Origin of the sequence: Pseudoalteromonas sp. 0303 (assembly GCF_013349995.1) — a bacterium.
Taxonomy (GTDB): Bacteria; Pseudomonadota; Gammaproteobacteria; order Enterobacterales; family Alteromonadaceae; genus Pseudoalteromonas.
This window is the reverse complement of record NZ_JABVXF010000050.1, coordinates 1-23,084: the sequence shown is the minus strand read 5'-3', so window position 1 is coordinate 23,084 and position 23,084 is coordinate 1. Positions and strand designations below refer to the sequence as shown.

23 protein-coding genes and 1 tRNA gene are annotated in these 23,084 nt (G+C 41.4%); 10 read left to right on the top strand and 14 right to left on the bottom strand.

Annotated features, from left to right (window positions below; genetic code table 11):
• Window positions 1-178 precede the first annotated feature (178 nt).
• The 4 genes from HUS62_RS20535 to HUS62_RS20520 all read left to right on the top strand — a co-directional run bounded on the left by HUS62_RS20535 (window position 179) and on the right by HUS62_RS20520 (window position 5,389).
• Window positions 179-254 (top strand) — tRNA-Val (locus HUS62_RS20535).
• Window positions 255-425: 171 nt separating this feature from the next.
• Entirely contained in the window at window positions 426-2,060 is a 1,635-nt protein-coding gene (locus tag HUS62_RS20530) for a response regulator (protein ID WP_175080966.1), read from the top strand.
• Between the two features lie 6 nt (window positions 2,061-2,066).
• Window positions 2,067-3,443 (top strand): extracellular solute-binding protein, encoded by a 1,377-nt coding sequence (locus HUS62_RS20525; RefSeq protein WP_175080965.1) that lies wholly within the window; start codon window positions 2,067-2,069, stop codon window positions 3,441-3,443.
• Complete coding sequence (locus HUS62_RS20520) at window positions 3,440-5,389, top strand: ATP-binding protein (RefSeq protein WP_175080964.1); 1,950 nt, start codon at window positions 3,440-3,442, stop codon at window positions 5,387-5,389. Before HUS62_RS20525 ends, HUS62_RS20520 begins: the two co-directional genes overlap by 4 nt.
• Before the next feature lie 29 nt (window positions 5,390-5,418).
• Here the strand turns inward: HUS62_RS20520 and msrB are convergent, their stop codons facing one another.
• The 11 genes from msrB to HUS62_RS20465 all read right to left on the bottom strand — a co-directional run bounded on the left by msrB (window position 5,419) and on the right by HUS62_RS20465 (window position 15,937).
• Window positions 5,419-5,862 (bottom strand): peptide-methionine (R)-S-oxide reductase MsrB, encoded by a 444-nt coding sequence (msrB, locus tag HUS62_RS20515; RefSeq protein ID WP_175080963.1) that lies wholly within the window; start codon window positions 5,860-5,862, stop codon window positions 5,419-5,421.
• 80 nt (window positions 5,863-5,942) lie between these two features.
• Window positions 5,943-6,395 (bottom strand): hypothetical protein, encoded by a 453-nt coding sequence (locus HUS62_RS20510; protein ID WP_175080962.1) that lies wholly within the window; start codon window positions 6,393-6,395, stop codon window positions 5,943-5,945.
• Between the two features lie 9 nt (window positions 6,396-6,404).
• Complete coding sequence (locus tag HUS62_RS20505) at window positions 6,405-6,893, bottom strand: DUF2919 domain-containing protein (protein ID WP_058586218.1); 489 nt, start codon at window positions 6,891-6,893, stop codon at window positions 6,405-6,407.
• Window positions 6,890-7,234 carry a DUF3392 family protein gene (locus HUS62_RS20500; protein ID WP_058586219.1) on the bottom strand — a complete coding sequence of 115 codons (345 nt, stop codon included), beginning with the start codon at window positions 7,232-7,234 and terminating at the stop codon, window positions 6,890-6,892. The genes HUS62_RS20505 and HUS62_RS20500 overlap by 4 nt, the downstream gene beginning before the upstream one ends.
• Window positions 7,227-9,248 carry an NAD-dependent DNA ligase LigA gene (gene ligA, locus HUS62_RS20495; RefSeq protein ID WP_054563627.1) on the bottom strand — a complete coding sequence of 674 codons (2,022 nt, stop codon included), beginning with the start codon at window positions 9,246-9,248 and terminating at the stop codon, window positions 7,227-7,229. Before ligA ends, HUS62_RS20500 begins: the two co-directional genes overlap by 8 nt.
• Window positions 9,249-9,330: 82 nt before the next feature.
• Window positions 9,331-10,059: a cell division protein ZipA gene (gene zipA / locus HUS62_RS20490; RefSeq protein WP_175080961.1), complete on the bottom strand. Its 729-nt coding sequence runs from the start codon at window positions 10,057-10,059 to the stop codon at window positions 9,331-9,333.
• Between the two features lie 33 nt (window positions 10,060-10,092).
• Window positions 10,093-13,494 carry a chromosome segregation SMC family protein gene (locus HUS62_RS20485; protein ID WP_175080960.1) on the bottom strand — a complete coding sequence of 1,134 codons (3,402 nt, stop codon included), beginning with the start codon at window positions 13,492-13,494 and terminating at the stop codon, window positions 10,093-10,095.
• 60 nt (window positions 13,495-13,554) lie between these two features.
• Window positions 13,555-14,286, bottom strand: a complete 732-nt coding sequence (locus tag HUS62_RS20480) for an RNA methyltransferase (protein ID WP_175080959.1) — start codon at window positions 14,284-14,286, stop codon at window positions 13,555-13,557.
• 128 nt (window positions 14,287-14,414) lie between these two features.
• A complete protein-coding gene (locus tag HUS62_RS20475) occupies window positions 14,415-14,861 on the bottom strand; it encodes a flavodoxin (protein ID WP_054563623.1) in 447 nt (148 codons plus the stop codon).
• Entirely contained in the window at window positions 14,848-15,621 is a 774-nt protein-coding gene (gene truC / locus HUS62_RS20470) for a tRNA pseudouridine(65) synthase TruC (RefSeq protein WP_063527466.1), read from the bottom strand. The genes HUS62_RS20475 and truC overlap by 14 nt, the downstream gene beginning before the upstream one ends.
• Window position 15,622: 1 nt before the next feature.
• On the bottom strand, window positions 15,623-15,937 hold the full coding sequence (locus HUS62_RS20465) for a YqcC family protein (protein ID WP_130150670.1): 315 nt from the start codon (window positions 15,935-15,937) through the stop codon (window positions 15,623-15,625).
• Between the two features lie 106 nt (window positions 15,938-16,043).
• Between HUS62_RS20465 and HUS62_RS20460 the strand changes: the two genes are divergently transcribed.
• A complete protein-coding gene (locus tag HUS62_RS20460; RefSeq protein ID WP_175080958.1) occupies window positions 16,044-17,072 on the top strand; it encodes a DUF3549 family protein in 1,029 nt (342 codons plus the stop codon).
• Window positions 17,073-17,372, top strand: a complete 300-nt coding sequence (locus HUS62_RS20455; RefSeq protein ID WP_054553721.1) for a DUF3301 domain-containing protein — start codon at window positions 17,073-17,075, stop codon at window positions 17,370-17,372.
• 682 nt (window positions 17,373-18,054) lie between these two features.
• Here HUS62_RS20455 and HUS62_RS20450 read toward each other — a convergent pair.
• Window positions 18,055-18,702 (bottom strand): GNAT family N-acetyltransferase, encoded by a 648-nt coding sequence (locus HUS62_RS20450; protein ID WP_054563618.1) that lies wholly within the window; start codon window positions 18,700-18,702, stop codon window positions 18,055-18,057.
• Between the two features lie 147 nt (window positions 18,703-18,849).
• Between HUS62_RS20450 and HUS62_RS20445 the strand changes: the two genes are divergently transcribed.
• The 3 genes from HUS62_RS20445 (at window position 18,850) to HUS62_RS20435 (ending at window position 20,275) form a co-directional block, all read left to right on the top strand.
• Window positions 18,850-19,080 (top strand): DUF2789 domain-containing protein, encoded by a 231-nt coding sequence (locus tag HUS62_RS20445; protein ID WP_036969581.1) that lies wholly within the window; start codon window positions 18,850-18,852, stop codon window positions 19,078-19,080.
• A gap of 155 nt (window positions 19,081-19,235) precedes the next feature.
• Window positions 19,236-19,502: a hypothetical protein gene (locus HUS62_RS20440; protein ID WP_055021916.1), complete on the top strand. Its 267-nt coding sequence runs from the start codon at window positions 19,236-19,238 to the stop codon at window positions 19,500-19,502.
• Complete coding sequence (locus HUS62_RS20435) at window positions 19,502-20,275, top strand: Zn-ribbon-containing protein (RefSeq protein ID WP_175080957.1); 774 nt, start codon at window positions 19,502-19,504, stop codon at window positions 20,273-20,275. The genes HUS62_RS20440 and HUS62_RS20435 overlap by 1 nt, the downstream gene beginning before the upstream one ends.
• Before the next feature lie 76 nt (window positions 20,276-20,351).
• On the opposite strand, the gene syd is transcribed toward HUS62_RS20435, so the two are convergent.
• Complete coding sequence (gene syd, locus HUS62_RS20430; protein WP_054563617.1) at window positions 20,352-20,891, bottom strand: SecY-interacting protein; 540 nt, start codon at window positions 20,889-20,891, stop codon at window positions 20,352-20,354.
• Between the two features lie 59 nt (window positions 20,892-20,950).
• Here syd and queF point away from each other — a divergent pair, with 59 nt between their 5' ends.
• A complete protein-coding gene (gene queF / locus HUS62_RS20425; RefSeq protein ID WP_175080956.1) occupies window positions 20,951-21,796 on the top strand; it encodes an NADPH-dependent 7-cyano-7-deazaguanine reductase QueF in 846 nt (281 codons plus the stop codon).
• Window positions 21,797-21,864: 68 nt separating this feature from the next.
• On the opposite strand, the gene HUS62_RS20420 is transcribed toward queF, so the two are convergent.
• Complete coding sequence (locus HUS62_RS20420) at window positions 21,865-22,899, bottom strand: isoaspartyl peptidase/L-asparaginase family protein (protein WP_054563615.1); 1,035 nt, start codon at window positions 22,897-22,899, stop codon at window positions 21,865-21,867.
• Window positions 22,900-23,084 lie beyond the last annotated feature (185 nt).

Here is a 23,084-nt window from a genome sequence, read left to right as displayed (position 1 = left end):
GTCGTTAGCTCAGTTGGGAGAGCATCGCCCTTACAAGGCGAGGGTCACTGGTTCAAGTCCAGTACGACCCACCATTACTTTTTTGAAGCAAAGAGCATCGCAACTCTTTACAACGAAAAGACTCGGTGGTTAAGTTCAGTAAAACCAACCATTTAATCTAAAATAAAAATTTATATGTGGGTCGTTAGCTCAGTTGGGAGAGCATCGCCCTTACAAGGCGAGGGTCACTGGTTCAAGTCCAGTACGACCCACCACATATAAATAATCACTTCTAATATCTAACTTCTAAAACCTATCACTCAATACTCCCTTTATTGATATAACCCAAAGCGAAACTTTAAATCATTGCAAAAGCTGTAATTTGCCTTGTCAGCAGCTAGACTGTTTATTATAGTCATCGTTAATATCACTTAGTCGCAAGTCCAATGCCTGCAAAGATTTTTTCGAAAGCCAAAATTTTAATAGTTGAAGAGCAACCACTTGCTCAAAGCTATATGAAACAGTCCTTAGAGGGATTGGGCTTTCGTCAGTTGCGTTTTGCTGAGCATGCAATTGCAGCAAAAGAGCAATGTCAAATTGAGCAGTTCGACCTCATCGTTTGTTCATTTAACCTTAGTAAACATCAAGATGGTTATCAGCTTTATGAAGAGCTGAAAACTAAACGTCTTATAAAAAACTCTACCGGCTTTATTTTTATTTCAGCTGAAACAAGTGGCTCTTTAGTCCACAGTGTGCTCGAGCTACAACCGGATGATTTCTTAGTTAAACCCTTTACAATTTATGAACTAAAAAATCGTATTGAAAAAGTGTTATTGCGCAAAAGTAACCTACATCAAATTTATCAACTTATTGATGATGGGAATGACTCCAAAGCAATTAAACAAATTGATACCTTGCTGCAAAACAAAGGTAATAGTTACAGCGCCATTCTATTGAGATTAAAAGGCGACGCCCTACTTCGCCTTAAGCGCTTTGAAGATGCCAAAACATTTTTTAAATCTGTACTCGATATTCAAAAATTTACTTGGGCAAAGGTTGGTTTAGTCGAAGCACTTATTGCAAACAACGAGCATACCTTAGCGCAACGTATGTTAAAAACGATGCTTCATCGCAGTGAAACACGATTAGTTGCTCTTGATTTACTGGGTCGATTAGAAATAAAACTCAATAAGTTTGATGAGGCTCAGGACTTTTTTAGTAAAGCTGTTGAGATTGCCCCGCGTAACATTGACCGCCAAAAAGCCTTGAGTCATGTATCATTGCTTAATCGCGATTATGAAAAAAACTACTTAACTCAAAAAGACATTGCCAGTTACGCAAAACACTCAATTCACGATAACCCTGACATATATTTAAATGCGGCGCGCGCAGGGATTGACTTTGCTTTAACAACGGATCAAACCGACCAAGTTAATCGTATTTCAAGACAGACAAACCAATACTTAAGTGATTTGAAACAACAATTTCCAAACAGTAATAATCAAACACAAATTGATATTCTCAATGCGCGTTTGCATTATTTAAAAGATGAACATCAAAAAGCTAAAGCACTTATCAATCAACTTGACGAAAGTGACACTCAAATTCGTTCTGTAGATGGTGCGCTCGATAAAGCTAAAGCGTTTCATGAGCTTGGTTTTCACCACAAAGCACAGATGCTGTTTAACCAAATTATCACTCACTGTGAACGCCACCCATCGGTTAGCGATCCGGTGTATTTACGTTATATTCAACAACAACAAACTGAACGACGTGATATTAAGCTCGGACCAAAAGAGCTCAATAATCACGCTGTAACACAATTTAATAAAGGTCAGCTCAATACGGCGCTTGAAGCCTTCACCCAAGCATTTAGGATCATGCCTAAAAATACCAGTATAGCTTTAAACCTACTGCAATGCTTATTCGATACAAATAACCAAGGCCAATCATTTAATTTAGCACTCGCGAAAAAATGTTTTGCCTTGCTAGATGCACAAGCATTAGAAGATGAACAAGCAATCCGCTTTGAAAAAATTAAAGCCCTGGCTGCAAAGTTAAAAATTGAGCTTGCTGAGTAATTGCGTATGGCATCTTCTTTGTTTAAATTTAAAAAGCCCCTCCTGAGCGCTGCTCTTTTAATCTTTTGCCAATACAGCTTTGCCTCCGCAACATTACAACATTGGCAACAAGCCAGTATCAATTGGCAAAGTAAAGCAGGTAGCCATATCAACATTTTGGCTGATGAGCAGCCTGCATTTATGGCGTTAAAACCCTACATTCCTTTATTTGAGGAGCTAACAGGGGTTTCTGTTGGCTTTCATGCTTTGGAACAATCACAAATGCGTGCTCGTCGCCATCAAGACTTAAGCGAGGCTTCAGGGCTTTACGATGTACTGCCGATGGGGATTACCTTTTTAGGTGAAGCGCAAAGCCAAGGCTGGATTGAGCCCTTGCAGCCTTACATTAATAACCCAAAATTGACAGATAAAACTTGGTATCAGTTAGAAGACATTAGTGAACGTAGCCTAGCGCTTTGTAAAATTGATAACACGCTATATTCGTTACCATTTGATTTTTCTGCGCCGATTTATTTTTATCGAAAAGATCTTTTCGAACGTTTTAACTTAGCAGTACCCGATACCTACGAGCAACTACAAGCAACCAAAGTTAACTTACAACGGGAAATCGACCGCACACCTTCTTTAAGTGGAATGCATGCATTTGCCTCACGTACGCTGCCGGGGGCAGGGTTAAACACTTGGACTGTATTACCTGTTATGCGTGCTTATGGCGCTGAAGTTATCGACGCGCAGGGGCAGTCTGTTTTTGATAGCCCTCAAACAGCACAAAGCCTACAAGTGTATCGCGACCTTGTAACAGGGTTCGGCAATCCAGATAACAGCCGCTTACTGCATTTTTATGAAATTCGTCGCCTGTTTAAAGAAGGCCGCCTTGCCTCGGCCTTTTTGGCTTCTCATTTTTATAATGAAATCGATACTGCCGAAGAGTCAGATATTTGGAATAAATGGGAAGCTGCCCCCTTGCCTGCTGGTCCAATCGCCAGAGAAACATCTCCTTGGGCATGGGCATTTGCAATTAATAGCAAATCAACTAACAAAGATGCTGCATGGTTATTTATTCAATGGGCAACCAGTGAGCAGACCGCCGCACTACTTAGTACAGGTGGCTCACCGCCTAGACAAAAAGTGTGGCACGAGAAGCTATTTACTCTAGTAAACAAACCTGGCTTTAATAAAGCCATGTTATGGGTGTTTGAGCATGCAACGCCTGATCGCCTTCAGGCTGGCATGGTCGAGTTTCCGGTTATTGGCGAAGTTATTTCGCAAACCTTTAGCCAAATTTTCTATGGTGCAGATATAAAACAATCAATCAAAAGCACAGACGCAAAAATTAACGCTAATATGCAGGCATTAAAAGTACGGAGCAATATTGAGCAATGAGAGTTAGTATTGCCCACAAAATTTTAATGATCATTGGCTTTACCATTACCCTTATTTTAGGGGCAAGTACGTCGTTGCATGTAATGGAGCTTAAAGAGCAAACACTTTTGAACATGAGTGAAAAAGCTGATGCGATTGTCTCGCCCATGTTGTCAGAAATAAATAGCCTCACAAAAGATAATACCGTGGGGAGTTGGGTGCTTAAAATTCAGGGTCTTACCCTAAAGAACATTTTAAAAAATAATACTTTTGATGATTTAAAAACGATTTACTTTATCGACCAAAATAGTTTTATCGCCGCCCACCCGGATAACAGTAAAGTCGATACCCTAGAAACTAACCAAGTGCTGCTAAAACAGCTCAATCCTAAGCATAATGTCATTGTAGCCATGGAGCAGCAATATGTTGTTGCTGTGCCAATTAGCAACTTTCAGGGCGAAAATATCGGTTACGTTATCGTAAGCTTTTCAGATAAAGACTTAGCGTTAAAGACTAAATCGATTATTAGTAATGCGGTTTCGCTGTTTGCTATTTACTTGTTAACCGCACTTATCATCGCCTATATCATTATTCGCCGTATTATTTTGCAGCCCATTGATCAGCTCGTGGAGTTTTCTCATGCCGTGACCACGGGTGATTTAAACTGCCCTATTAATATAAAGAGCCAAGATGAAATAGGTACTCTCGCCAGTGGCTTTAAAATGATGCGCGCTGCGGTTAGACAGCAGATAAACAGCATGCATGAACAACATAGTTTGCTTGAAGACACAGTTGCAAAGCGCACTCAAGAGTACCTTGATGCTAAAGAGCAAGCTGAGCAATCAAATCAGGCTAAAAGTCGCTTTTTAGCTAATATGTCGCATGAGTTAAGAACTCCGCTCAATGCAGTGCTAGGTTTTAGCCAATTACTACAAGATAGCGAAACAGATAAAAATAAGCGTCGTTATTTAGAAGCAATATCAATCTCTGGTAATTCACTGCTTAATGTATTGAATGACATTCTCGATTTATCAAAAATCGATGCTGGTAAAATGCAACTCGATATTGAGCGTGTAGAAATTCCTAAAATGTGCCATGAGCTTAATATGATGTTTTTACAACTCAGTGCGCAAAAGGATCTCGACTTACAAATAAGCTCTCATCCTGAGTTAACAACCCCTGTGTTACTTGATAGCAATAAAGTGCGCCAAGTACTAACCAACTTAATCAGTAATGCCATTAAGTTCACTGCACAAGGCAGTGTTAAAGTGTATTTCGATTTTAAAGCCCACGATGACAACAGCAATATTGATATCAAAATTCATGTCACAGACACAGGTAAAGGTATTCCTAAAGATCAACAAGATCTTATTTTTAATGATTTTGAACAAGTACAAGGCCAACGTAGTTCGGAGTTTGGTGGTACGGGTTTAGGTCTTGCGATTTCACTGCGTTTTATCAAGCTAATGGGTGGTGAATTATCGGTGATCAGCGATAAAGATAAAGGCAGTGAGTTTATCGTGTCGTTACCAAATGTTGAATTAGCTGAATCTAAAAATGAAGTGAAACATCGTAACTACCCCGCTATTTCGAGCTACCACTTTAATCCTGCTCGAATTTTGATTGTTGATGATATTCCCTACAACCGTGACTATTTAGAGTCCTTTTTATCGCGCTGGAGCTTTACCGTAGACACGGCTATCAATGGTGAAGATGCCCTTAAAAAAATTGAGCAGCATCAGCCTGATTTAATCATCATGGATTTAAAAATGCCGGTGATGGGCGGATTAGAAGCAAGTCAGTTAATTCGCAGTGATGATCGCTTCAAGCATATTCCAATCATTGCGGTTACAGCATCGGTATTAAAAGATGATAAGGCGCAATCCAGTATTTTGACAGACTACATAATCAGTAAGCCAATTCACCGTGAGCACCTTATTTTCATCATTGCTCAATACTTAGATTAGGTAATAATTAGATAGAGACTAAACACGCATTAGTTGCGTTTTTTCATCGCTATAGCATTCATGCAATAGCGTAAGCCACTTGGCGGTGGACCATCAGGAAATACATGTCCTAAATGTGCATCGCAAACATTACATACGGCTTCAATGCGCTGCATACCATGGCTAGAGTCCGCGATATAGGCAATGCTTTCAACACTGCTAGGCTGAGTAAATGACGGCCAGCCTGTGCCACTATCGAACTTTTCATCGCCATCAAAAAGTAAGTTGTCACAACATACGCACGCATATTGACCTGGTTCAAATATCGTACATGAATCAGAGCTGTGCGGACGTTCGGTGCCTTTTAAACGGGTTACATAGAATGTATCTTGTTCGAGCTCAGCTTGCCATTCAGAAGGCGATTTTTCGACTCGACGTGAAGGTGTTGGGTTACCGTTATGGGCAAACTCTAAAATATCTTGCCAAGTTAACATAATGCTCCCTCAGGGTTGAATACAACAATTGCACAGTACATTACAAGCACTACTAAGGGCAAGCAACGTGTGTCTAGTAATTACTGTGTTTGTAACCTGATATCTATTTGTGCACGTTCACGCTCAGAAAGTAGCTGTGCTAAATGACTATTTATTTGGCTGCTGTTAACACTTAATACGGCTGTTATCAGCTGGTCATTGACATCAGTTACATGGATTATCCCTTCGCCGATTTCAATTTGCTTAATTTGGCCAATTAAAACAAACTCAGCTTTGCGTTTAAAATCGAATAAACCAGCCAGACTTATCAACGCTAGCTGATTCACATCACGCTTTAGTAAATCAGTAATGGGGTTACGCGCTACAAATAACGGAGTTACTCGATAAAGGCTTGATAAAGTAATAAAGCCCCATAACATCACAAACAACGAAAATGCAGCACTGTGCCAAAGTGGCGTAAATACCCATAAAACAATTAATACCAGCGCGATAGTGAGTGAAATTTTTGCTAAAAGCTTATTAATTGCCAACATATTGCAGCCCTATTTCTTTTCAATTGGATCTGGCCAATCATTAAAAAAGACCGACAGATATCTGCTTTTTAATAAATATAACAGTACCCATAACACCAGCACCATTTGGCACGCTAAGAAAAACGAAAACTGATAATGACTGTGCGCAGCCTGATAGGTTAACCAACTTAAATCTGTGATTGCACACAAAATTAATGGCCAGCGCATAAATCGCCAAATAGACGCGAGACGTTTCGCACCTTCAGCATTTTCTTGAGGTCGGCGTAAACAAAAGATCACCGCCGGTAATAAGGCGATTGCAGCTATGGCAATGGCTGTAAAGAAATCGCTTTTCGACTTAAAAAACAGCGACATGATATCTAAATCTGGGCGACGGCTGAGCGCCGCCATAATCCATATAAAGTAACTGCGTAACAACACTAACAACGTTAAATGAAACGCTACTGGGGTTCGATAAGCGCCGTGTTTATCCCAGTATTCTGGACCGTAGCGATTCATATTTGGTTCTTCTTATCGGCAATAATGCCAAGTACAAAAAACGCAGCTGTAAGTGTAAGCGCCAGCCATTTAACACCGAGTAGCAGTAGCAACTTACTTAAAAATGGAGTTACAAACACCACAAGTAAGCCCATGCCAAACCCTGTGACCAACACAAAGCAAAGCACGCGAATAATAAAGTGACGACGCGCGACAAAGCGCTTGGTCACTTTAATAATATCGTTTGCATACAAGGATATAAAGCACACCACCAGCAATAATGAAATATTGTAAAGGTGTGGTTGCAGCCAGCTGCCAATTGTTAAAGCAACTGACGACAATGCCTGCAATAGACTATCCATTGTGCTCACTTAAAAGTGCAATAAGGTCAGCCTCAGTTAACACATCAATGCCTAAGTCTTGGGCTTTGGTTAATTTTGAGCCTGCTTTTTCACCCGCAATCAGTGCATCTGTTTTAGCCGATACACTACCCGACACTTTTGCACCTAACGCTTGTAAACGTGCTTTTGCATCATTACGATTAAGCTCACTCAATGTGCCGGTCAGTACGTAAGTTAAGCCAGCTAATGGCTGCGCATCGGCGCTCGGCGCTGTTAATTCTGGCCAGTGAATACCTTGCTCAACTAACGCATTTACAACTGCCATATTGTGCTCTTCGCTAAAGAAGCCACGTACATGCTTAGCAACGATCTCACCTACGTCACTTACTTCAGTTAACGCATCAACGCTTGCTTGAGTGATTTTTTCTAGCGTTAAAAAGTGGTTTGCTAAGTTTTGCGCGGTTGCTTCACCCACTTCACGAATACCTAACGAATATAGGAATTTAGCTAAGGTTGTTTGTTTCGCATCTTGTAGTGCATTAACTAAGTTCTTAGCAGATTTAGGGCCCATTCGCTCTAGTGATTCAAAATGCCCTTGTTTAAGGATAAATAAATCAGCAGGCGTTTTGATAAGCTCACGATCAACAAGTTGATCAACAATTTTGTCGCCCAAGCCATCAACATCAAGTGCTTTACGTGACGCAAAATGTTTAATTGCTTGCTTACGCTGCGCTTGGCACACTAAACCACCAGTACAACGGGCAACCGCTTCACCTTCAATGCGCTCCACATGTGAGTCACAAATTGGGCAGGTAGCAGGAAATTCAATGTCTTTAGCATCGTCTGGACGACGCTCAAGGACAACTTGGGTAATTTGTGGAATAACATCACCTGCACGGCGAATAATCACGGTATCGCCAATTTTAACGCCTAAACGGGCAATTTCATCGCCATTATGAAGCGTTGCATTAGATACCGTTACGCCACCTACAAATACTGGCTCTAATCGTGCTACAGGGGTTATTGCACCTGTGCGCCCTACCTGAAACTCAACATCAAGTAATTGGGTGATTTCTTCTTGTGCCGGGAATTTAAAAGCAATTGCCCAGCGTGGTGCTCGTGCCACAAAGCCTAAACGCTCTTGTCGTTTTTTGTCGTTTACTTTAATAACCACACCGTCAATTTCGTAGGCTAGGCTACTTCGACGCGTCAAGATATCTTGGTAATAATCAAGTGCAGCTTGCTGACCTTCAACGAGCTTTGTTTCTGGGCAAAGTGGTAAACCCCAATCGGTAAGTTTAGCAAGCTGTTGGTAATGATCTTCTGGTAACTGCCCATCGGCAACAAGCCCAGTGCTGTAGGCATAAAACATCAGTGGACGTTTTGCTGTTACTTTAGAGTCAAGCTGTCGTAAGCTACCGGCAGCAGCATTACGTGGGTTAACAAAGACTTTGTCGCCACGTTTTTCGGCTTCACTGTTTAGTTTGGCAAAACCAGCGCTGTCCATAAATACTTCACCGCGCACTTCAAGCTCTGCTGGGAAGTCATCGCCACGTAACTTAAGCGGCACATTACGAATTGTTTTCACGTTTTGAGTGATGTTTTCACCTACCATACCATCGCCACGGGTAGCAGCTTGGACCAAAACACCATCACGATAAATAATTGATACCGCTAAACCATCAAGCTTAGGCTCACAACAAAAAGTCAGCTCATTGTTATCCATTAAACGCTCTTTGATACGGCGGTTAAAGGCGGCAAACTCTTCTTCTGAAAAGGCATTATCAAGTGACAGCATTGGCACTTGGTGAGTGACTTGCTCAAACTTATCAAGTGCAGCGCCACCGACTTTTTGGCTTGGTGAGTCAGGGCTTTGAAACTCAGGATTAGCTTGCTCAAGGGCGCTTAATTCACGCATTAAACGGTCATATTCAGCATCAGGAATGCTTGGTGCATCCAGCACATAGTAATTATGGTTATGCTCTTCTAACTGGGCACGAAGTTGGCTAATTTGCTCAAAGATAGGGCTGGACATGAAAACCTCAAAAATCTACATAAAAAAGCCACTTAGACGACTTAACGCCAAGTGGCCTAACACTTATCATTTATACGAACGTTTAAGCTGAAAAGCTGCGAACTTTCTCAACATACTCACGAACGCTTTCAACCGTCATTTCTTCACGGTTGCTATCTAAAATCGTTGCACCAAATTCATCAGCTAGCTTTTTAGCTGCACTGTGCAACATGTTGAATGCACTTAGACCGTCGCCATCACATGGTAAGGTCATAAATAAGCTAACACCTGCCGTACTAAACTGTTCCATATTATCAATATCGAACGTGCCTGGGTTGTACATATTCACTAAACGGAATAACACCGGGCCTGTGCCTGCTGGGTCTAAGTGACGATTAAAGAAACCTTCTTCAGAATACTTAAAGCCTAACATATTAACAGCTGGCAATAATTGGCTGCCATCCATTGTTAAACCTTCTGGCATTTGTAAATGCACAATAATGAAATCGGTTGGAGCTTGTGCATCTGCTGGCTCTTCTTCAACTTCTTGTTGCTCAGCTTCAGGCTCTTCAACAACCTGTTCTGAAACAGACGGCTCGTCGTGACTTTCTGCTGAAAAGCTTAAATCACCAAACTCTGGCTCATCACGCTCCTGCGGTTTTACAGTCGCAGGCTCTTGAACCTCGCTGGTTGTTTCGTTCGGTTCAACCCGCTCTACTGAAGGCGTATCTGGGCTGTCCTTTTTACGCACCGACCATAAGCCGTGAATTAATAAACCACCAATGACAAATACACTGATTACGATTAAAGCCCATCTTAATTCTTCGGCCATCCCCTCACCTTTATTATTTGATATGCCTAAATTTTATGCATGTGCCATTTGCACAGCTTGTTCTATATCTACAGCGACCATACGTGATACACCTGGTTCCGCCATAGTTACACCGGTCAATCTGCCTGCCATTTCCATAGCAATCTTGTTATGACTGATATAAATAAATTGTACTGATTGTGACATCTCTTCTACCAAACGGCAAAAACGACCCACGTTCGCATCATCCAATGGCGCATCCACTTCATCTAGCATACAGAATGGAGCTGGATTGAGCCTGAATATTGAAAACACCAATGATAATGCGGTCAGCGCTTTTTCTCCACCACTAAGCAGGTGAATTGTCGAATTTTTCTTGCCTGGTGGCCTTGCCATGATGCTCACCCCACTTTCAAGTAGATCATCACTGGTCAATTCAAGGTAAGCACTACCGCCACCAAACACTTTTGGGAATAACTCCCCAAAGTCTGTATTTACTTGTTCAAAGGTCGCCTTGAAACGATTTTTTGTTTCTCGGTCTATTTTTTGAATCGCCCCTTCAAGGGTATTTAATGCTTGTGTTAAGTCATCAAGCTGCTGATTTAAATAATCGCTGCGCTGTTTAGCCTGCTCAAACTCATCTATTGCCGCTAAGTTCACCGCGCCAAGTTCATTTAATGCTTGCGTGGTTTTTGTAAGCCTCGTTTGCATGCTATTTAAATTGGCATTGTCAGGCAGTTCTTCAAGTACTGTTTTTAAATTTTGTTCCAGTTCTTCAAGTGGCTCTAACGCAGCTTGCGCCTTCACGATTAAACTTTGCTCATCCAGCGCTAATGCTTGCAACTGCTCTTGTAACGTCACCAACTCAGATTGCGATGATTTCAACGCTGTTTGCTTATCAGCAAGCTCCTTTTTAGCTTGACTCAAGGCCGCTTGCAAGTTTTTCAGCTCAACGTCACTTTGTTGATGCTTTTCAAGCAATAGCATAATTTGCTCTGCTACTTCTTCAAGCGGGATCACTAATTCTTCTAGTTGCTCGTTGAGCTCTAATACAGCTTCACTGGCAGCACTTTGTGCGGCATTTGCATGCTGTAGTTTGGTTTCGCTAAGTTGACATTCACTGCGAGCTTTTTGTTCAGCCAAATTTGCTTGATGTGCTTGCGTTTTATATTGCTCAAGCATAGAAGCCACTTGGCGATAGCGGTTATTTGTCTCACCTTGTTGGTGTTTTGCTTGCTCTAACTCAGTTTCAAGTTCTAATTGCTGCTCTAGCAGTTGTTCTAGTAAACACTGCTGAGTTTGTTGCTGTTCGTCAGCATTTTGCTTTTGCTCAGCCAGTAAGGTTTGACGCTGTTGCAACTTAATAAGCTGGTTTTGCCACTGGGTTTGCTGCTCTAATAGCATATCGCGTCGAGTGCTGGCCGATGCAATCTGCTGAGCTGCTTGGTGAATTCGTTCTCTGTATTGCTCTTTGTCGGCGATAAGTGTTTTCTTGTGAGCTAGATGCTCATTTAGCAATTGCTGCTTAGTTTCTAATTGCTCGTTGAGTTCTTCATCTAACTGCTGAGCATCACTTAGCTGAGCATGCTTTAAAAGCAAAGAATTGTCGGCATCTTTATTGGCATCGGTATGAAAGTTACGACCATGCATACAGCCCTCTTCATCAATCACAGCCAGCCAATATGGATCCGCCAAAATAGCGTCATCAAAACAAGGTTGAAAAGCAAAGCGTGCTAATAAATCAGGGTAAGCACCCGATTCGATGTAATTTGCTAATGACTCTTTTGGTAACTTAGCATTATTAGTTACAGACCAAACACTGTTAGGCTCTTTATGTTGACTGACCTTTAGATGCTCAAGGCCAAGTAGGGCTTGTTCAATTAGCGGCTCAAAGCCAGAAGCCACCTTTAACTGCGCCAATAGAGAAACACTTTCGTTGTCGGTTTGCTCTGATAACAAAGAGTTAAGCGCAGCTATGCTGGCTCTATTTTCATTACTGTGCTGCTGAACCCGCTTTAAGTCCTGCTCTAAGTGCTGTTGCTCTTTATCCGCTTGTTCTAGATTTTGAGTGAGCTTATTCAGCGCACTTTGTTGCTGCGCAAGCTCTTTCGTCAGTGATTGAATTTGCTGTTGTTGCTCTGCAATTTGCGCTGCAACTGGAGTCGCTTCAAGTTCATTAATTTCAGCAGCAAGTTGTGCCTGCTGAGACTCAAGTTGCGCAACAGTCTGGGCAAAGTGAGCCTGTTGACTCTTTGCAACATTAATATCACTGCTATGAGCTTGGCTTTTCTGTAAGGTGCTTTGATATTGCTCATTGGCGCTTTGCGTTTGTTGCTGTTGCTGTGCAACTTGTTCTTCAACCTCTGCAACTTGCTCGGCGCACAGTAAACTTTGCTCAATCGCTTCTTGTAGCTGCTCTTGTAAAATGGCGGCTGAGGCGTGTTGCTCTTCTTGCAGCTCTTTATTTTGTAACTGCAGTTGTTGCTGTTTGATAAGGTTTTGGCTAAGTGTTTGCTGTTGCTGCTTTAAGCTGATCTGTTGCTGCTCTTTGCGGGTTAAATCAGTATGAGTTTGATGCTGAGCCTGCTGTGCGTCTTGCAGTTTTTGCTGCTCAAGCTGTACCTGATTTTCAAGGCTTGCTAAAACATCATCGTGGCCAGAATGCGCTTCTTTAAAGAACTTGACTTGTTCTTTAAGTTTATTGATTTGCTCAGCTTTATCGATTTGTTGTTGGTGTAACTTCTGCCACTTTAAAACCGCAATTTGCCCTTTTAAGGTGCGCTCAGTGGCTTTTAGCTCTCGGTATTTTTTTGCATCGACTGATTGCACTGCAAGTTTATCGAGCTGTGTTTGCAACTCCTGCCTTACATCAAGCAATCGCTCAAGGTTTTCGCGGGTGCTTTTAATGCGGGTTTGCGTTTCACGACGACGCTCTTTGTATTTTGAAACCCCCGCTGCTTCTTCTAAAAAAACACGTAAATCAGCAGGTTTGCTCTCAATTAAACGCGAGATCATGCCCTGCTCAATAATTGCATAGCTGCGCGGGCCAAGACCTGTGCCTAAAAAGATATCGGTAATATCACGCTTACGGCATTTACTGCCATTTAGAAAATAAATTGACTGGCCATCTCGGGTCACTAAGCGCTTAATCGCCACTTGGTTTCGATCAGCAAAGGTATTCGGAAGATGGCCACTGGTGTTATCAAACACCAACTCAACAGAGGCTTGTGAAATAGGTTTTCGATTAGTTGAGCCGTTAAAAATAACATCGGTCATGGCATCGCCACGTAAGTTTTTAGCTGAGCTTTCACCGAGCACCCAACGCACTGCATCGATGACATTTGATTTGCCACAGCCGTTCGGGCCGACAACACACGTCATCTGATCAGGAAATGGGATCTTAGTGGGTTCAACAAACGATTTGAAACCCGCTAATTTTATGGTGCTTAAGCGCATCTAATTGTTTTACCGATTTTTATTGTTATTCTTCAATTTAACCCATTTTAGGGTAAAAGGTTAAGCGTGGCGCTTAAAATTATCTAAAATAATACCCGTTGCCACCGCTACATTAAGCGATTCTGCTTGGCCATAAGCCGGAATAGTGATTTTATCAGTAACTAAGCTTTCGCAATCAGTACGTATACCATGAGATTCACTGCCCATTAGTAATACGGCATCTTGTTTAAGAGCAGTTTTGTGGATGTTCTCACCTTCTAAAAATGCACCATACACAGGAAGATTTAAGCTTGGTAAGTAATTAGTTAAGTCAGTTTGTGAGACACACACGCGAGCAAATGAACCCATGGTTGCGCTAATGGTTTTCGGGTTATAAGCATCCGCACTATCTGTGCTGGTAACAATATGCTTAATACCATACCAATCAGCAACACGAATAATCGTTCCTAAATTCCCCGGATCCGACACGCCATCAAGGGCTAAAATAAGTCCCGATGTTGGTAATGCTTGCTGACTTGGCATATCAACAACAGCAATGGCTGCGTTGTTACTAACAAGCGTACTGGCTTTAGTTAGGCTGTCTTCATCTGCTTCAATGACTTGATGGGCTGCAAGCGCTGATTGGTGCGCAGAAATAAATGCAGGAGTCGCAAATATATGAGCAATACTTAACCCACTGTTTAGTAATTCAAGTACATTTTTTTCGCCTTGAACAAGGTACTGGTTATATTGCTTACGGTATTTCTTTTGACCTAATGCACGAATTAGTTTCAGTTGGTTTTTTGAAATCATAACAGCCTCATAAAATGATTCATTAGTATATCACCAAGGTCACAGATTCTGTACTCGAAAAACCAAGGGGGAAGTGCCAATTGCTTATTCAATCAGCACTTTTAAGAGACACTAGCTGATAAGAGGTATTAACTAATTTTTGTCAGCCACTCATTTAACCATGGCTCAGTTACAGGCCAAGGTTCAAAATCTTCACAGGCATCAATTTCTAAACGATGACCAACAGGTTTTGCCTGTAAATCGCGAAATAGCTCATCAAAGCTGCGACCTGCACCACAAAACGTATCGCCATAGCTGCGGTCGCCCATAGCAATAATGCCGTATTGCTTGCCTGTTAACATAGGAAATTGATCATTTAATTGGCTATATAAAGCGATTAAATTGTCAGGAATATCGCCCTGACCCGTCGTTGAAGTGATCACTAAAATATGTGACGCAGCCAGCATGTCATCGACCGTGCCATTTTCAACTAATTGCGCTTGATGCTCAGATTTTTCAATAACTTCAATAACTTGTTCACTTAAACGCTCAGCACCGCCGTAAACACTGCCGACAAAAATACTAATGGTTGCCATAATAATCCTTTTCTTCTGTTGGCCAGCCAAGTTGCTGGCAAATCGTTAACATTGCATCGCCTAAAGGCGCTCTAATTGTTATTGGTTGCTTGCTATAAGGGTGCACAAACTTTAATTCAGAGGCAAATAACATTAAACGACGAAGCTGAAAATGCTCTCTAAAAAATTGATTATGCTGATTATCACCATGATTTACATCACCAATAATTGGCAATGATAAATGTTTTAAATGACGACGAATTTGATGTTTGCGGCCAGTTTTTGGAAAACACTCCACCAGCGAGTAACGAACTGTTGGGTATTTACCAATTGGAATAGGCAAGCTTGCTTGGTGCAGGCAATGAAATTGCGTTTGTGCTTCTTGCGGTGCTTTATTTTGATCAGCAAACTTGTCAGCGATTTTATCAAGCTCTTCTTTTAAAGGTTTATCTAAGAAGATTGATTCGTTTAAAAAGCCTCTTACTAAAGCTAAATAACGCTTTTCAATTTGCCCATCAATAAATAACTGATTCATATCACGGGCTGCTTCTGAACTTAACGCAAACAGTAATACGCCTGAGGTTGGTCTATCTAAACGATGTACAGGAAACACGTGTTGACCAATTTGGTCACGCAGCATTTGCATCGCAAATTGGGTTTCGTGTTTGTCTAAAAACGAACGGTGAACCAATAAACCGGATGGCTTATCAATCGCAATGTAATTTTCATCGCGGTACAGAATCGTTAACTCGTCAAATTGTGGCTTAACACTCTCTTGCATCTTAGTCATCACTCAAAAGTTGATCGAGTTTTTGTAAAACGTTAATCACATCATTACCGCCGCTGTGTTGTGCCAGCATCATTTCAGCCATAGGCGCAATTGCAAAATTACGGGGTAAAGGCTGAGCGTGTGTGATTAAGGCATGCATTTTTTCAAGAAAAACAAATTGCAGCCATTGCTCAAAAGCCATGGTGTCATGACAAAACGGTACACTAGAATTGAGTGCACTTGGGTCAATCGGTGTTGTTTGCCAAAGTGAATGGCGTTGTAATGTGGATTCTAATTCGCGCAGCAGCGCCAAAGTCTGTTGATGCATTGTAAAACTCTTAATACCTTTGTGCTTAGTATACCCTGTTCCAAGGCGCCATGGTATGGCGTATAATTCGCGGCTGATATAGATTAATAATGGTAATTGAGATTTTATGACTGAGCAGATCGCCACATTAGGTCAACTTCTGGATGCAGCAGGCACCACTTGGCGTGCCTTCGATATTGGCAGACACATCACTAAATTAGACAAAAAACAATTTCTTGCCATTGAAGAAACAAAAATCCCTTACCCATACCCGCTTGCTGGTCATGCTTGGCTTGCTATTCAATTTTGGGATGTAAAAGCGTCTAAAGAACCTTATGTATGGTTTTTAAAATTCCCCCTAGATGAGCAAAGCCGTCTTGTAAGCGCAAGCCGCGATCATTTCGCAAATATGGTAATTGAAGCACTTGGTACAGAAATTACCGGTGAAAATGCCGAAGGCAAATTAGACAACAACCCGTATGTATTTACGCCAAACGCCAACAAGTTAGCGGCATTTAATGCACAGGTTAAATGTTTGCTTAAACAAAGTGCTTCACAGTATTACGAATATGCGCAGCTGTATTTTTCAGGCAAACTAGGATTTGATAATTGGCAAAGTGTTGCAGTACAAGGTATTGCAGACTTTGCGATGCGTTTAGATAACGACAACAATTTAGCAAATCTACAAGCCGCTTGGGGGCAATTACCAGTCGAAGTATTACAGCCGCTAAGTGCAATGCTTGAACATGTTGCAATCGAACCCGTGTTTGCAGAGCAATTGTTAGCCTATGGTTTAAACGCCATAGAAAATAAAGACGAGATCGCCCTTGTTGCAGCTCTTAGAAGCCTATCAAAAACACCAGCACAAGGTTTAACTGCGCAACTTGTTGATGCTGTATTACGCTCTGATATGAATACCCAGTCAGATGTACTATTAACGATTGCAGGGCGCTGTTTTAGCACACTTGAAGACCCAGAACGCTTACACGTGTTTATGGATTGCTGTGCACACCACACTGAAATTGAACAACTGTTTGTGAGTATTTTCACCGATTTAGTTGCAATTCCTAGTATTCGCCCTCACCTACTAGGTTTATTAAGAAAAGAAAATCGTAGCGAAACACTCGCTCGAGCAATTGGAAGGTTATTTTCGTAAATGGCAGGCTTGTGGACACTCATCATCATTGGCAGCATCATCTACTTTTTTTGGTTAAACAGAAAAGTGGCCGAAGCAGCTAATCTTCATGCACAAAGACAAATTGAGCAATTAAATGTGCAATTGATGAGTGTTGCTTGCAATAAGCGCCGACTTGGCATTTTAAAAAGCGGTAAACCAGGTATAAAAAGCGAATTTATTTTTGAGTTTTCAAGTGATGGACAAAACGTGTATCAAGGCGTTTTGATCATGGAAAACGAATTACTTAAAAGCGTAGTAATACCGCCGCATAAGATTTAAGTTGCGAGTTGCGAGTTGCGAGTTGCGAGTTGCGAGTTTTACAAAATAATTGCCTGTTTGAGAAGTGTAACCTCCACAAAGAACTAAGGCGTAGCTAATAGCCACGCCCCAATCTTGCTACTTCCATGATTAAGTATCCTTACTTATGCCGAAGCTGCCTTTTTATCTTTCCCCTGAACGGGTATACATCCGATACACCCACCATGCTACTTCATGTAACATTTAACACATCCTAGTGCCGTCCTCTTGCCGTCAATGGCTATCCACTTCGTTTTCCAAACGCTCCTTTAGCTTCCTGCTAAAATCATCCTTTGGTCAGTCCTTTTCAATCGCTCCGCGATTGTACTGCATCCTGGCAGTGTCCTCGTTCTTCCTTGCTTCCCTAGCTCTTGTCCCTTTGCTTCCTGCTAAGCATTTTGCTTTGTTGCCATAATCCTAATCCTTGGCATCAGTTCAATCGTTGAACCTGCGTCTTCTTGACATGATTAAGTTTAGAGAAATGCGGATATCTTGGTAGGTATAAAAAGTAATTTTTTCTAAGTCACAAAAATGACAAAAACAATAAATCCTTTAAAATCATTACAATAAGCAATTATGGGTACAAATTTAAAGGCATTAAACTGATAAAACGCACAGCAATGTAAGATTTATCTCACATTGCTATTTCCAAAACGTCCTTTTGTCAATTTGCTGCTTTGAACATCAAGTCACCTTCGACTTGGTTAAAGCTCAAGGCCTTGAACACTTCAAACCCTTCAGAGCTAAAGAATTCACGCTGTTCAGAGCGAGTAACAAATACGGCTAAACCACTTGCTTGATTGCTTGACTCAACTAAATCATCAAGCCCTCGTAGCAGATATCTGCCTAAACCTTGCCCCTGAAAATGTGGGTCAACGGCTATAAAGGCTAAAAACAGATAATGACCTTTACTCGAAAGCGCTTCGCGAATAGTGCGCTCTTTTTCTATAAGCTGATTGGTTTGCAAGTAACCCGCACTAAGCATCAGTTTTAAGCGCCAATGCCAGTATCGTTCAGCTTGTAGTTCACTTGCCGAATCGAATACACAGGCAATAGCCTTTAATCTGCTTTGTGAGTAAAGACCTATTAGAGGCTGCTTTTCTTGCCAGAAACTTGCTAGCTCTTCACGTACTAGAGCACGTAATTTAGTTTCATATTTACTTGGGTTATCTTGTTGAAAACCTAATACATTCTGAAGAACGGGATCATCATGATAGGCTTGATAAATAAGGCTTGCGGCAGTGCTGATATCTTCAGCACTAAGGTATTGCACACTTAAGGTTTCGGGTTCAGCAACTGTCAAAATACTCATCCTTTTATTTGTTTTATTATTTTCGTACTAGACTATAAGGTATATACCCAACAGCGATTAAAGACAAATTCAGCGTAAGTTAAACTGCGGTTCATCATCATTAAGTTCAAGCAGTAATAATTATCGCCATACACAAGGAGCAGAACTATGGATACGACAAAACATGATATTTCGACCCTATTTGCACAACTTGGTTTACCGAGCAAAGAAAGTGAAATAGATGCTTTTATAGCATCCCATCAACTGTCTGATACAACCCTATTGCAGGAAGCGCCTTTTTGGGATGAAGCTCAGCAACACTTTTTAGCAGAATCACTTGCAGAAGATGGTGCTTGGAGCGAGGTGATTGATGAATTAGACGCAAGGTTACGCCAGTAACGCCTGCGACCAAATTTACGAGCTTAAATAACATTCTTTTAGCTCGTAAATTAGGAAAGTAATTTCACTCCACATCTATTATTGCTACCATACGCGCGCACTGCAGCCCATATACTGCGGTGCTTTTTAGTCTTTATAAAAGAGTTTATACAAAAATGAATGCCGTTGTATTTGATGCAATTAAAACCCTTCTTGATGAAGGTAAAACCCCGACAGTTGCCTTAACTAAAAGTAAGCTAGCCCAACCAATGCCGATGCCTGTGATCATCGCTGCGGTTAGCCAATATAAAAACAATCCGGATTCAATTAATAATTTCATCAATAACCCGTCAAATGAACAACTGAGTACACCAAAAGAAAGTCAATTGGATCGTATTGAAGCTAAATTAGATAGGTTATTAGCACTGCTTGAGAAAAAATAATGTTTGTTGTCGATCTGACTTTTGATTGCTACCAAGATACTACCTTAGAGCTTGCTGAGCAGGCGATAAACCGCCTAGTGAATGCGCTTCGTTTTAACGGCCAAATTATTGGTGATGAATTTCCAACGGTTTTAAAAGATGGATTTTTCATTACTCGTGTAATGTGCCCAACTGAAAATGCGATGCATCCGCTCAACCATAGCCCGTTTGTAAAACATAGCATTGAGCAATTAAACACTGCAGGCTTACTGGCACCAAAAGTTAAAGTGGTCGGCCAAGACATTCACTCAAATGGCGCAGACATGTGTCATGATCCGTCGTGCTATATTTTGTATACCACGTACGTGCACACCTGTAGCCCGCTTTATTGTGGTGATGACTTTTTGCCTGTGCCGTTATTTCGCATTCCAGCAATTGCCAATGGCGATTACAAAACACTCATTAAATGGCAAGAAGACTGGCAAGCGTGCGATCAAATTCAGATCAATGGTGCAACCCGTTGTGAATTTCCTGCGCTTGAAGAGCTAACTAGCATCAAGAGTGACTTATACCGCCGTGGTCGTGATATCACGAAACGTATTAGTTTTCTAACCAAGAAGCCGGTTTATTATTATTTATACCGTGTAGGCGGCGTTGACAAAGAGTCAGAGCTTAAACGTCGCTGCCCAAGCTGCGATGGCGAGTGGAAATTACCAGAGCCATGGTTTGGCTTATTTGATTTTCGTTGTGAGCCCTGTGGCATTGTTTCGAATATCTCGTGGGACTTTCAATAGCTTAATTAAGGCAATAAATTAAAAAGCAATAACCAAATACACGAAAGGGGCAACCGCCCCTTTTTACTTATTGAATTTAAACCGTTACTTTGTCTAAAAACTCACTGATGCTATTCGCTAGCACATGATGTGGTTTTTTACCCACATACTCTAAGCAAACCTCACCGCTTTCGACTAATACAGTGATCAGCAGATCATCTTGCTCTGTAAGACCAATAAATACGGTTTCTGGCTGCTTTAGCTTGCGCTTCATTAACACGTGACCGGTAATATTTTGCTGTAAGCGGCTAAAATCATCTTCATTCCATGCTTGTAGCAGTTCAATGTGATGATCATCAATACTTAATAACAAATTACCCGCATAGACATGACCAAACAATGGGCTTAAATCTTCAGGAAACGATAACTCTAGTGCCTTGGCTAAGTCTTCTAAACTGCCAGCAGGTTGTTGTGGAACTGCACACCACTGAATAAGCCCCTGCTCATCTACTTCGCCCTGCTCACATGGACTTGGCCATGCTGTATCATGTTCAATAACAGGAAGCTTTCCTGTGCGTTCGAGGCATTTTTCACTAAATGCTTGATGTAACTTATCTAGTTTTGTAGAAACAGACATACTGCGAAACTCATTGGCTTTAGGTATAATGCCGCCATTGTAACTACAAAAGTGTAAAGATGACAGATTACAGCAACTCACCCGAACTGAAAAACAGTGTTCTTGGTAAAAGCACAGAGTATGTAGATACCTACACACCCAGTTTACTGTTTCCTATTGCCCGTAAATTAAACCGTGATGCATTAGGTATTAGCGAAGATAACTTACCGTTTAAAGGCCAAGATATTTGGACTGGCTATGAATTATCGTGGCTAAATAGCAAGGGTAAGCCAATGGTCGCTGTGGCAACGTTTGTATTTCCTTGTCAGAGCAGCCATATCATTGAGTCTAAGTCATTCAAACTGTACCTAAATAGCTTTAATCAAACACGTTTTGAGACGCTAGATGGCGTACATCAAGCGCTTAGCAAAGACTTGTCAGATGCAGTTAATGCACCGGTGGTCGTTACTTTATACCAAGCAGATGATTTCAATTGTTTGCCATTTTCAGCGTTACCGGGCGAATGTATTGATGATCTTGATATCGAAATCACCAGCTATGATATTGATGCAAGCTCACTTCGCCATAATGGTGATGAGATTGTCTCAGAAACCCTACACAGTCACTTACTAAAATCGAACTGTTTGATCACCTCACAGCCTGATTGGGCGAGTGTGATTATTCGTTATAAAGGCCAAGCGATTTGCCATGAAGCCTTATTAAAATATTTAATTTCATTTCGAACTCACAACGAATTTCATGAGCAATGTGTAGAGCGTATTTACTGCGATTTAATGCAGCAGTTAAACCTTGAAGAGTTAGAAGTGTATGCCCGTTATACACGCCGTGGTGGTTTAGATATCAACCCTTATCGCTCAACGAACCAAGATGAAACACCCTTCAAGGTAAAAATTAATCGCCAATAACTTTGGTGACAATAAAAAACCGAGTTGTGAACTCGGCTTTTTATTGTCTGAAGATTCGTTACAGATAATTACTCGTCTTTAAAAATACCCACATAAGTTGGTGATGTATTTGATTTACTCGCACGGTACATACCAGCGGTGTTAAACGGCAAGCTAATGTTACCTTTAGCATCAATAATGATCACACCGCCTGTGCCCCCTATAGGCATTAATACATCGTGGATCACTTCGTTCCCCGCTTCTACAATAGTTTTACCTTGGTATTTTACGCGAGCACAAATATCAGCTGCCACATTGTAGCGAATAAAGTACTCGCCATGCCCTGTTGCAGATACTGCACATGATTCGTTTTCAGCAAAGGTCCCCGCACCAATCACTGGTGAGTCACCTACACGACCAAAACGTTTTGCTGTCATACCACCTGTAGAAGTACCTGCAGCGATATTACCGTTTTTATCAAGTGCAACTGCACCGACAGTGCCCATTTTGTAATTAACCGGCAGGGCTTTGTGTGCAGCTTGGTAGTCTTTGCTAGTTACTTTTTGTTTATCGAGCTTTTCTTTTGCTTTTAATAACGCTTTATAACGGTGCTCAGTATCAAATAGGTTGTTTTCAACCAGCGGCATACCTTGAGTTTTTGCAAACTCTTCAGCACCTTGGCCGCTGAGCATAACATGCACTGATTTTTCCATCACTAAGCGCGCCAAGTTAATTGGGTTTTCAATGTGTTTAACCCCAGCAACAGCTCCAGCTTGGCGTGTACGACCATCCATAATCGATGCGTCAAGCTCATGTGCACCGTCATAAGTATATACAGCACCGCGACCAGCGTTGAAATACGGCGAGTTCTCCAGCACATTAATTGCCGCAGTGATAGCATCTAGGCTCTCACCACCCTTTTCAAGCACGGCATAGCCTGTTTCAACGGCTTCTTTTAGTTTTGCACGGTAAGCTTTTTCTTGCTCTGGCGTGAAGCGGCTCTTTTCAATTGTTCCTGCACCACCATGAATGGCGATAGCAAAAGGTTGATCACTACTGTGGCTTAAAGTACTAAATGATAATGCGCTAAGGGCAATGGCTGAGGTGAGTAATGTTTTTAACATAGGGGCACTTATATTTATTTTATTTTAGTTTGTAAGCCCAATGTGAATAATTCGGCGCTGCATTTCAAGCTTTAACCGACGAAAGAAACAAAAAAAGCGCCTAATGGCCAATGCCAGTCAGTTAAGCTGACTGGCATTTCTTTTTTTATGTGGGTACTTTGATGGCTTAGGCTTTATCGCTCTTG

Excerpts from the sequence above, each read along its gene's own strand:
- HUS62_RS20530 (WP_175080966.1), top strand. The coding sequence starts at position 426 with ATGCCTGCAAAGATTTTTTCGAAAGCCAAAATTTTAATAGTTGAAGAG.
- HUS62_RS20525 (WP_175080965.1), top strand. The coding sequence starts at position 2,067 with ATGGCATCTTCTTTGTTTAAATTTAAAAAGCCCCTCCTGAGCGCTGCT.
- HUS62_RS20520 (WP_175080964.1), top strand. The coding sequence starts at position 3,440 with ATGAGAGTTAGTATTGCCCACAAAATTTTAATGATCATTGGCTTTACC.
- msrB (WP_175080963.1), bottom strand. The coding sequence starts at position 5,862 with ATGTTAACTTGGCAAGATATTTTAGAGTTTGCCCATAACGGTAACCCA.
- HUS62_RS20510 (WP_175080962.1), bottom strand. The coding sequence starts at position 6,395 with ATGTTGGCAATTAATAAGCTTTTAGCAAAAATTTCACTCACTATCGCG.
- HUS62_RS20505 (WP_058586218.1), bottom strand. The coding sequence starts at position 6,893 with ATGAATCGCTACGGTCCAGAATACTGGGATAAACACGGCGCTTATCGA.
- HUS62_RS20500 (WP_058586219.1), bottom strand. The coding sequence starts at position 7,234 with ATGGATAGTCTATTGCAGGCATTGTCGTCAGTTGCTTTAACAATTGGC.
- ligA (WP_054563627.1), bottom strand. The coding sequence starts at position 9,248 with ATGTCCAGCCCTATCTTTGAGCAAATTAGCCAACTTCGTGCCCAGTTA.
- zipA (WP_175080961.1), bottom strand. The coding sequence starts at position 10,059 with ATGGCCGAAGAATTAAGATGGGCTTTAATCGTAATCAGTGTATTTGTC.
- HUS62_RS20485 (WP_175080960.1), bottom strand. The coding sequence starts at position 13,494 with ATGCGCTTAAGCACCATAAAATTAGCGGGTTTCAAATCGTTTGTTGAA.
- HUS62_RS20480 (WP_175080959.1), bottom strand. The coding sequence starts at position 14,286 with ATGATTTCAAAAAACCAACTGAAACTAATTCGTGCATTAGGTCAAAAG.
- HUS62_RS20475 (WP_054563623.1), bottom strand. The coding sequence starts at position 14,861 with ATGGCAACCATTAGTATTTTTGTCGGCAGTGTTTACGGCGGTGCTGAG.
- truC (WP_063527466.1), bottom strand. The coding sequence starts at position 15,621 with ATGCAAGAGAGTGTTAAGCCACAATTTGACGAGTTAACGATTCTGTAC.
- HUS62_RS20465 (WP_130150670.1), bottom strand. The coding sequence starts at position 15,937 with ATGCATCAACAGACTTTGGCGCTGCTGCGCGAATTAGAATCCACATTA.
- HUS62_RS20460 (WP_175080958.1), top strand. The coding sequence starts at position 16,044 with ATGACTGAGCAGATCGCCACATTAGGTCAACTTCTGGATGCAGCAGGC.
- HUS62_RS20455 (WP_054553721.1), top strand. The coding sequence starts at position 17,073 with ATGGCAGGCTTGTGGACACTCATCATCATTGGCAGCATCATCTACTTT.
- HUS62_RS20450 (WP_054563618.1), bottom strand. The coding sequence starts at position 18,702 with ATGAGTATTTTGACAGTTGCTGAACCCGAAACCTTAAGTGTGCAATAC.
- HUS62_RS20445 (WP_036969581.1), top strand. The coding sequence starts at position 18,850 with ATGGATACGACAAAACATGATATTTCGACCCTATTTGCACAACTTGGT.
- HUS62_RS20440 (WP_055021916.1), top strand. The coding sequence starts at position 19,236 with ATGAATGCCGTTGTATTTGATGCAATTAAAACCCTTCTTGATGAAGGT.
- HUS62_RS20435 (WP_175080957.1), top strand. The coding sequence starts at position 19,502 with ATGTTTGTTGTCGATCTGACTTTTGATTGCTACCAAGATACTACCTTA.
- syd (WP_054563617.1), bottom strand. The coding sequence starts at position 20,891 with ATGTCTGTTTCTACAAAACTAGATAAGTTACATCAAGCATTTAGTGAA.
- queF (WP_175080956.1), top strand. The coding sequence starts at position 20,951 with ATGACAGATTACAGCAACTCACCCGAACTGAAAAACAGTGTTCTTGGT.
- HUS62_RS20420 (WP_054563615.1), bottom strand. The coding sequence starts at position 22,899 with ATGTTAAAAACATTACTCACCTCAGCCATTGCCCTTAGCGCATTATCA.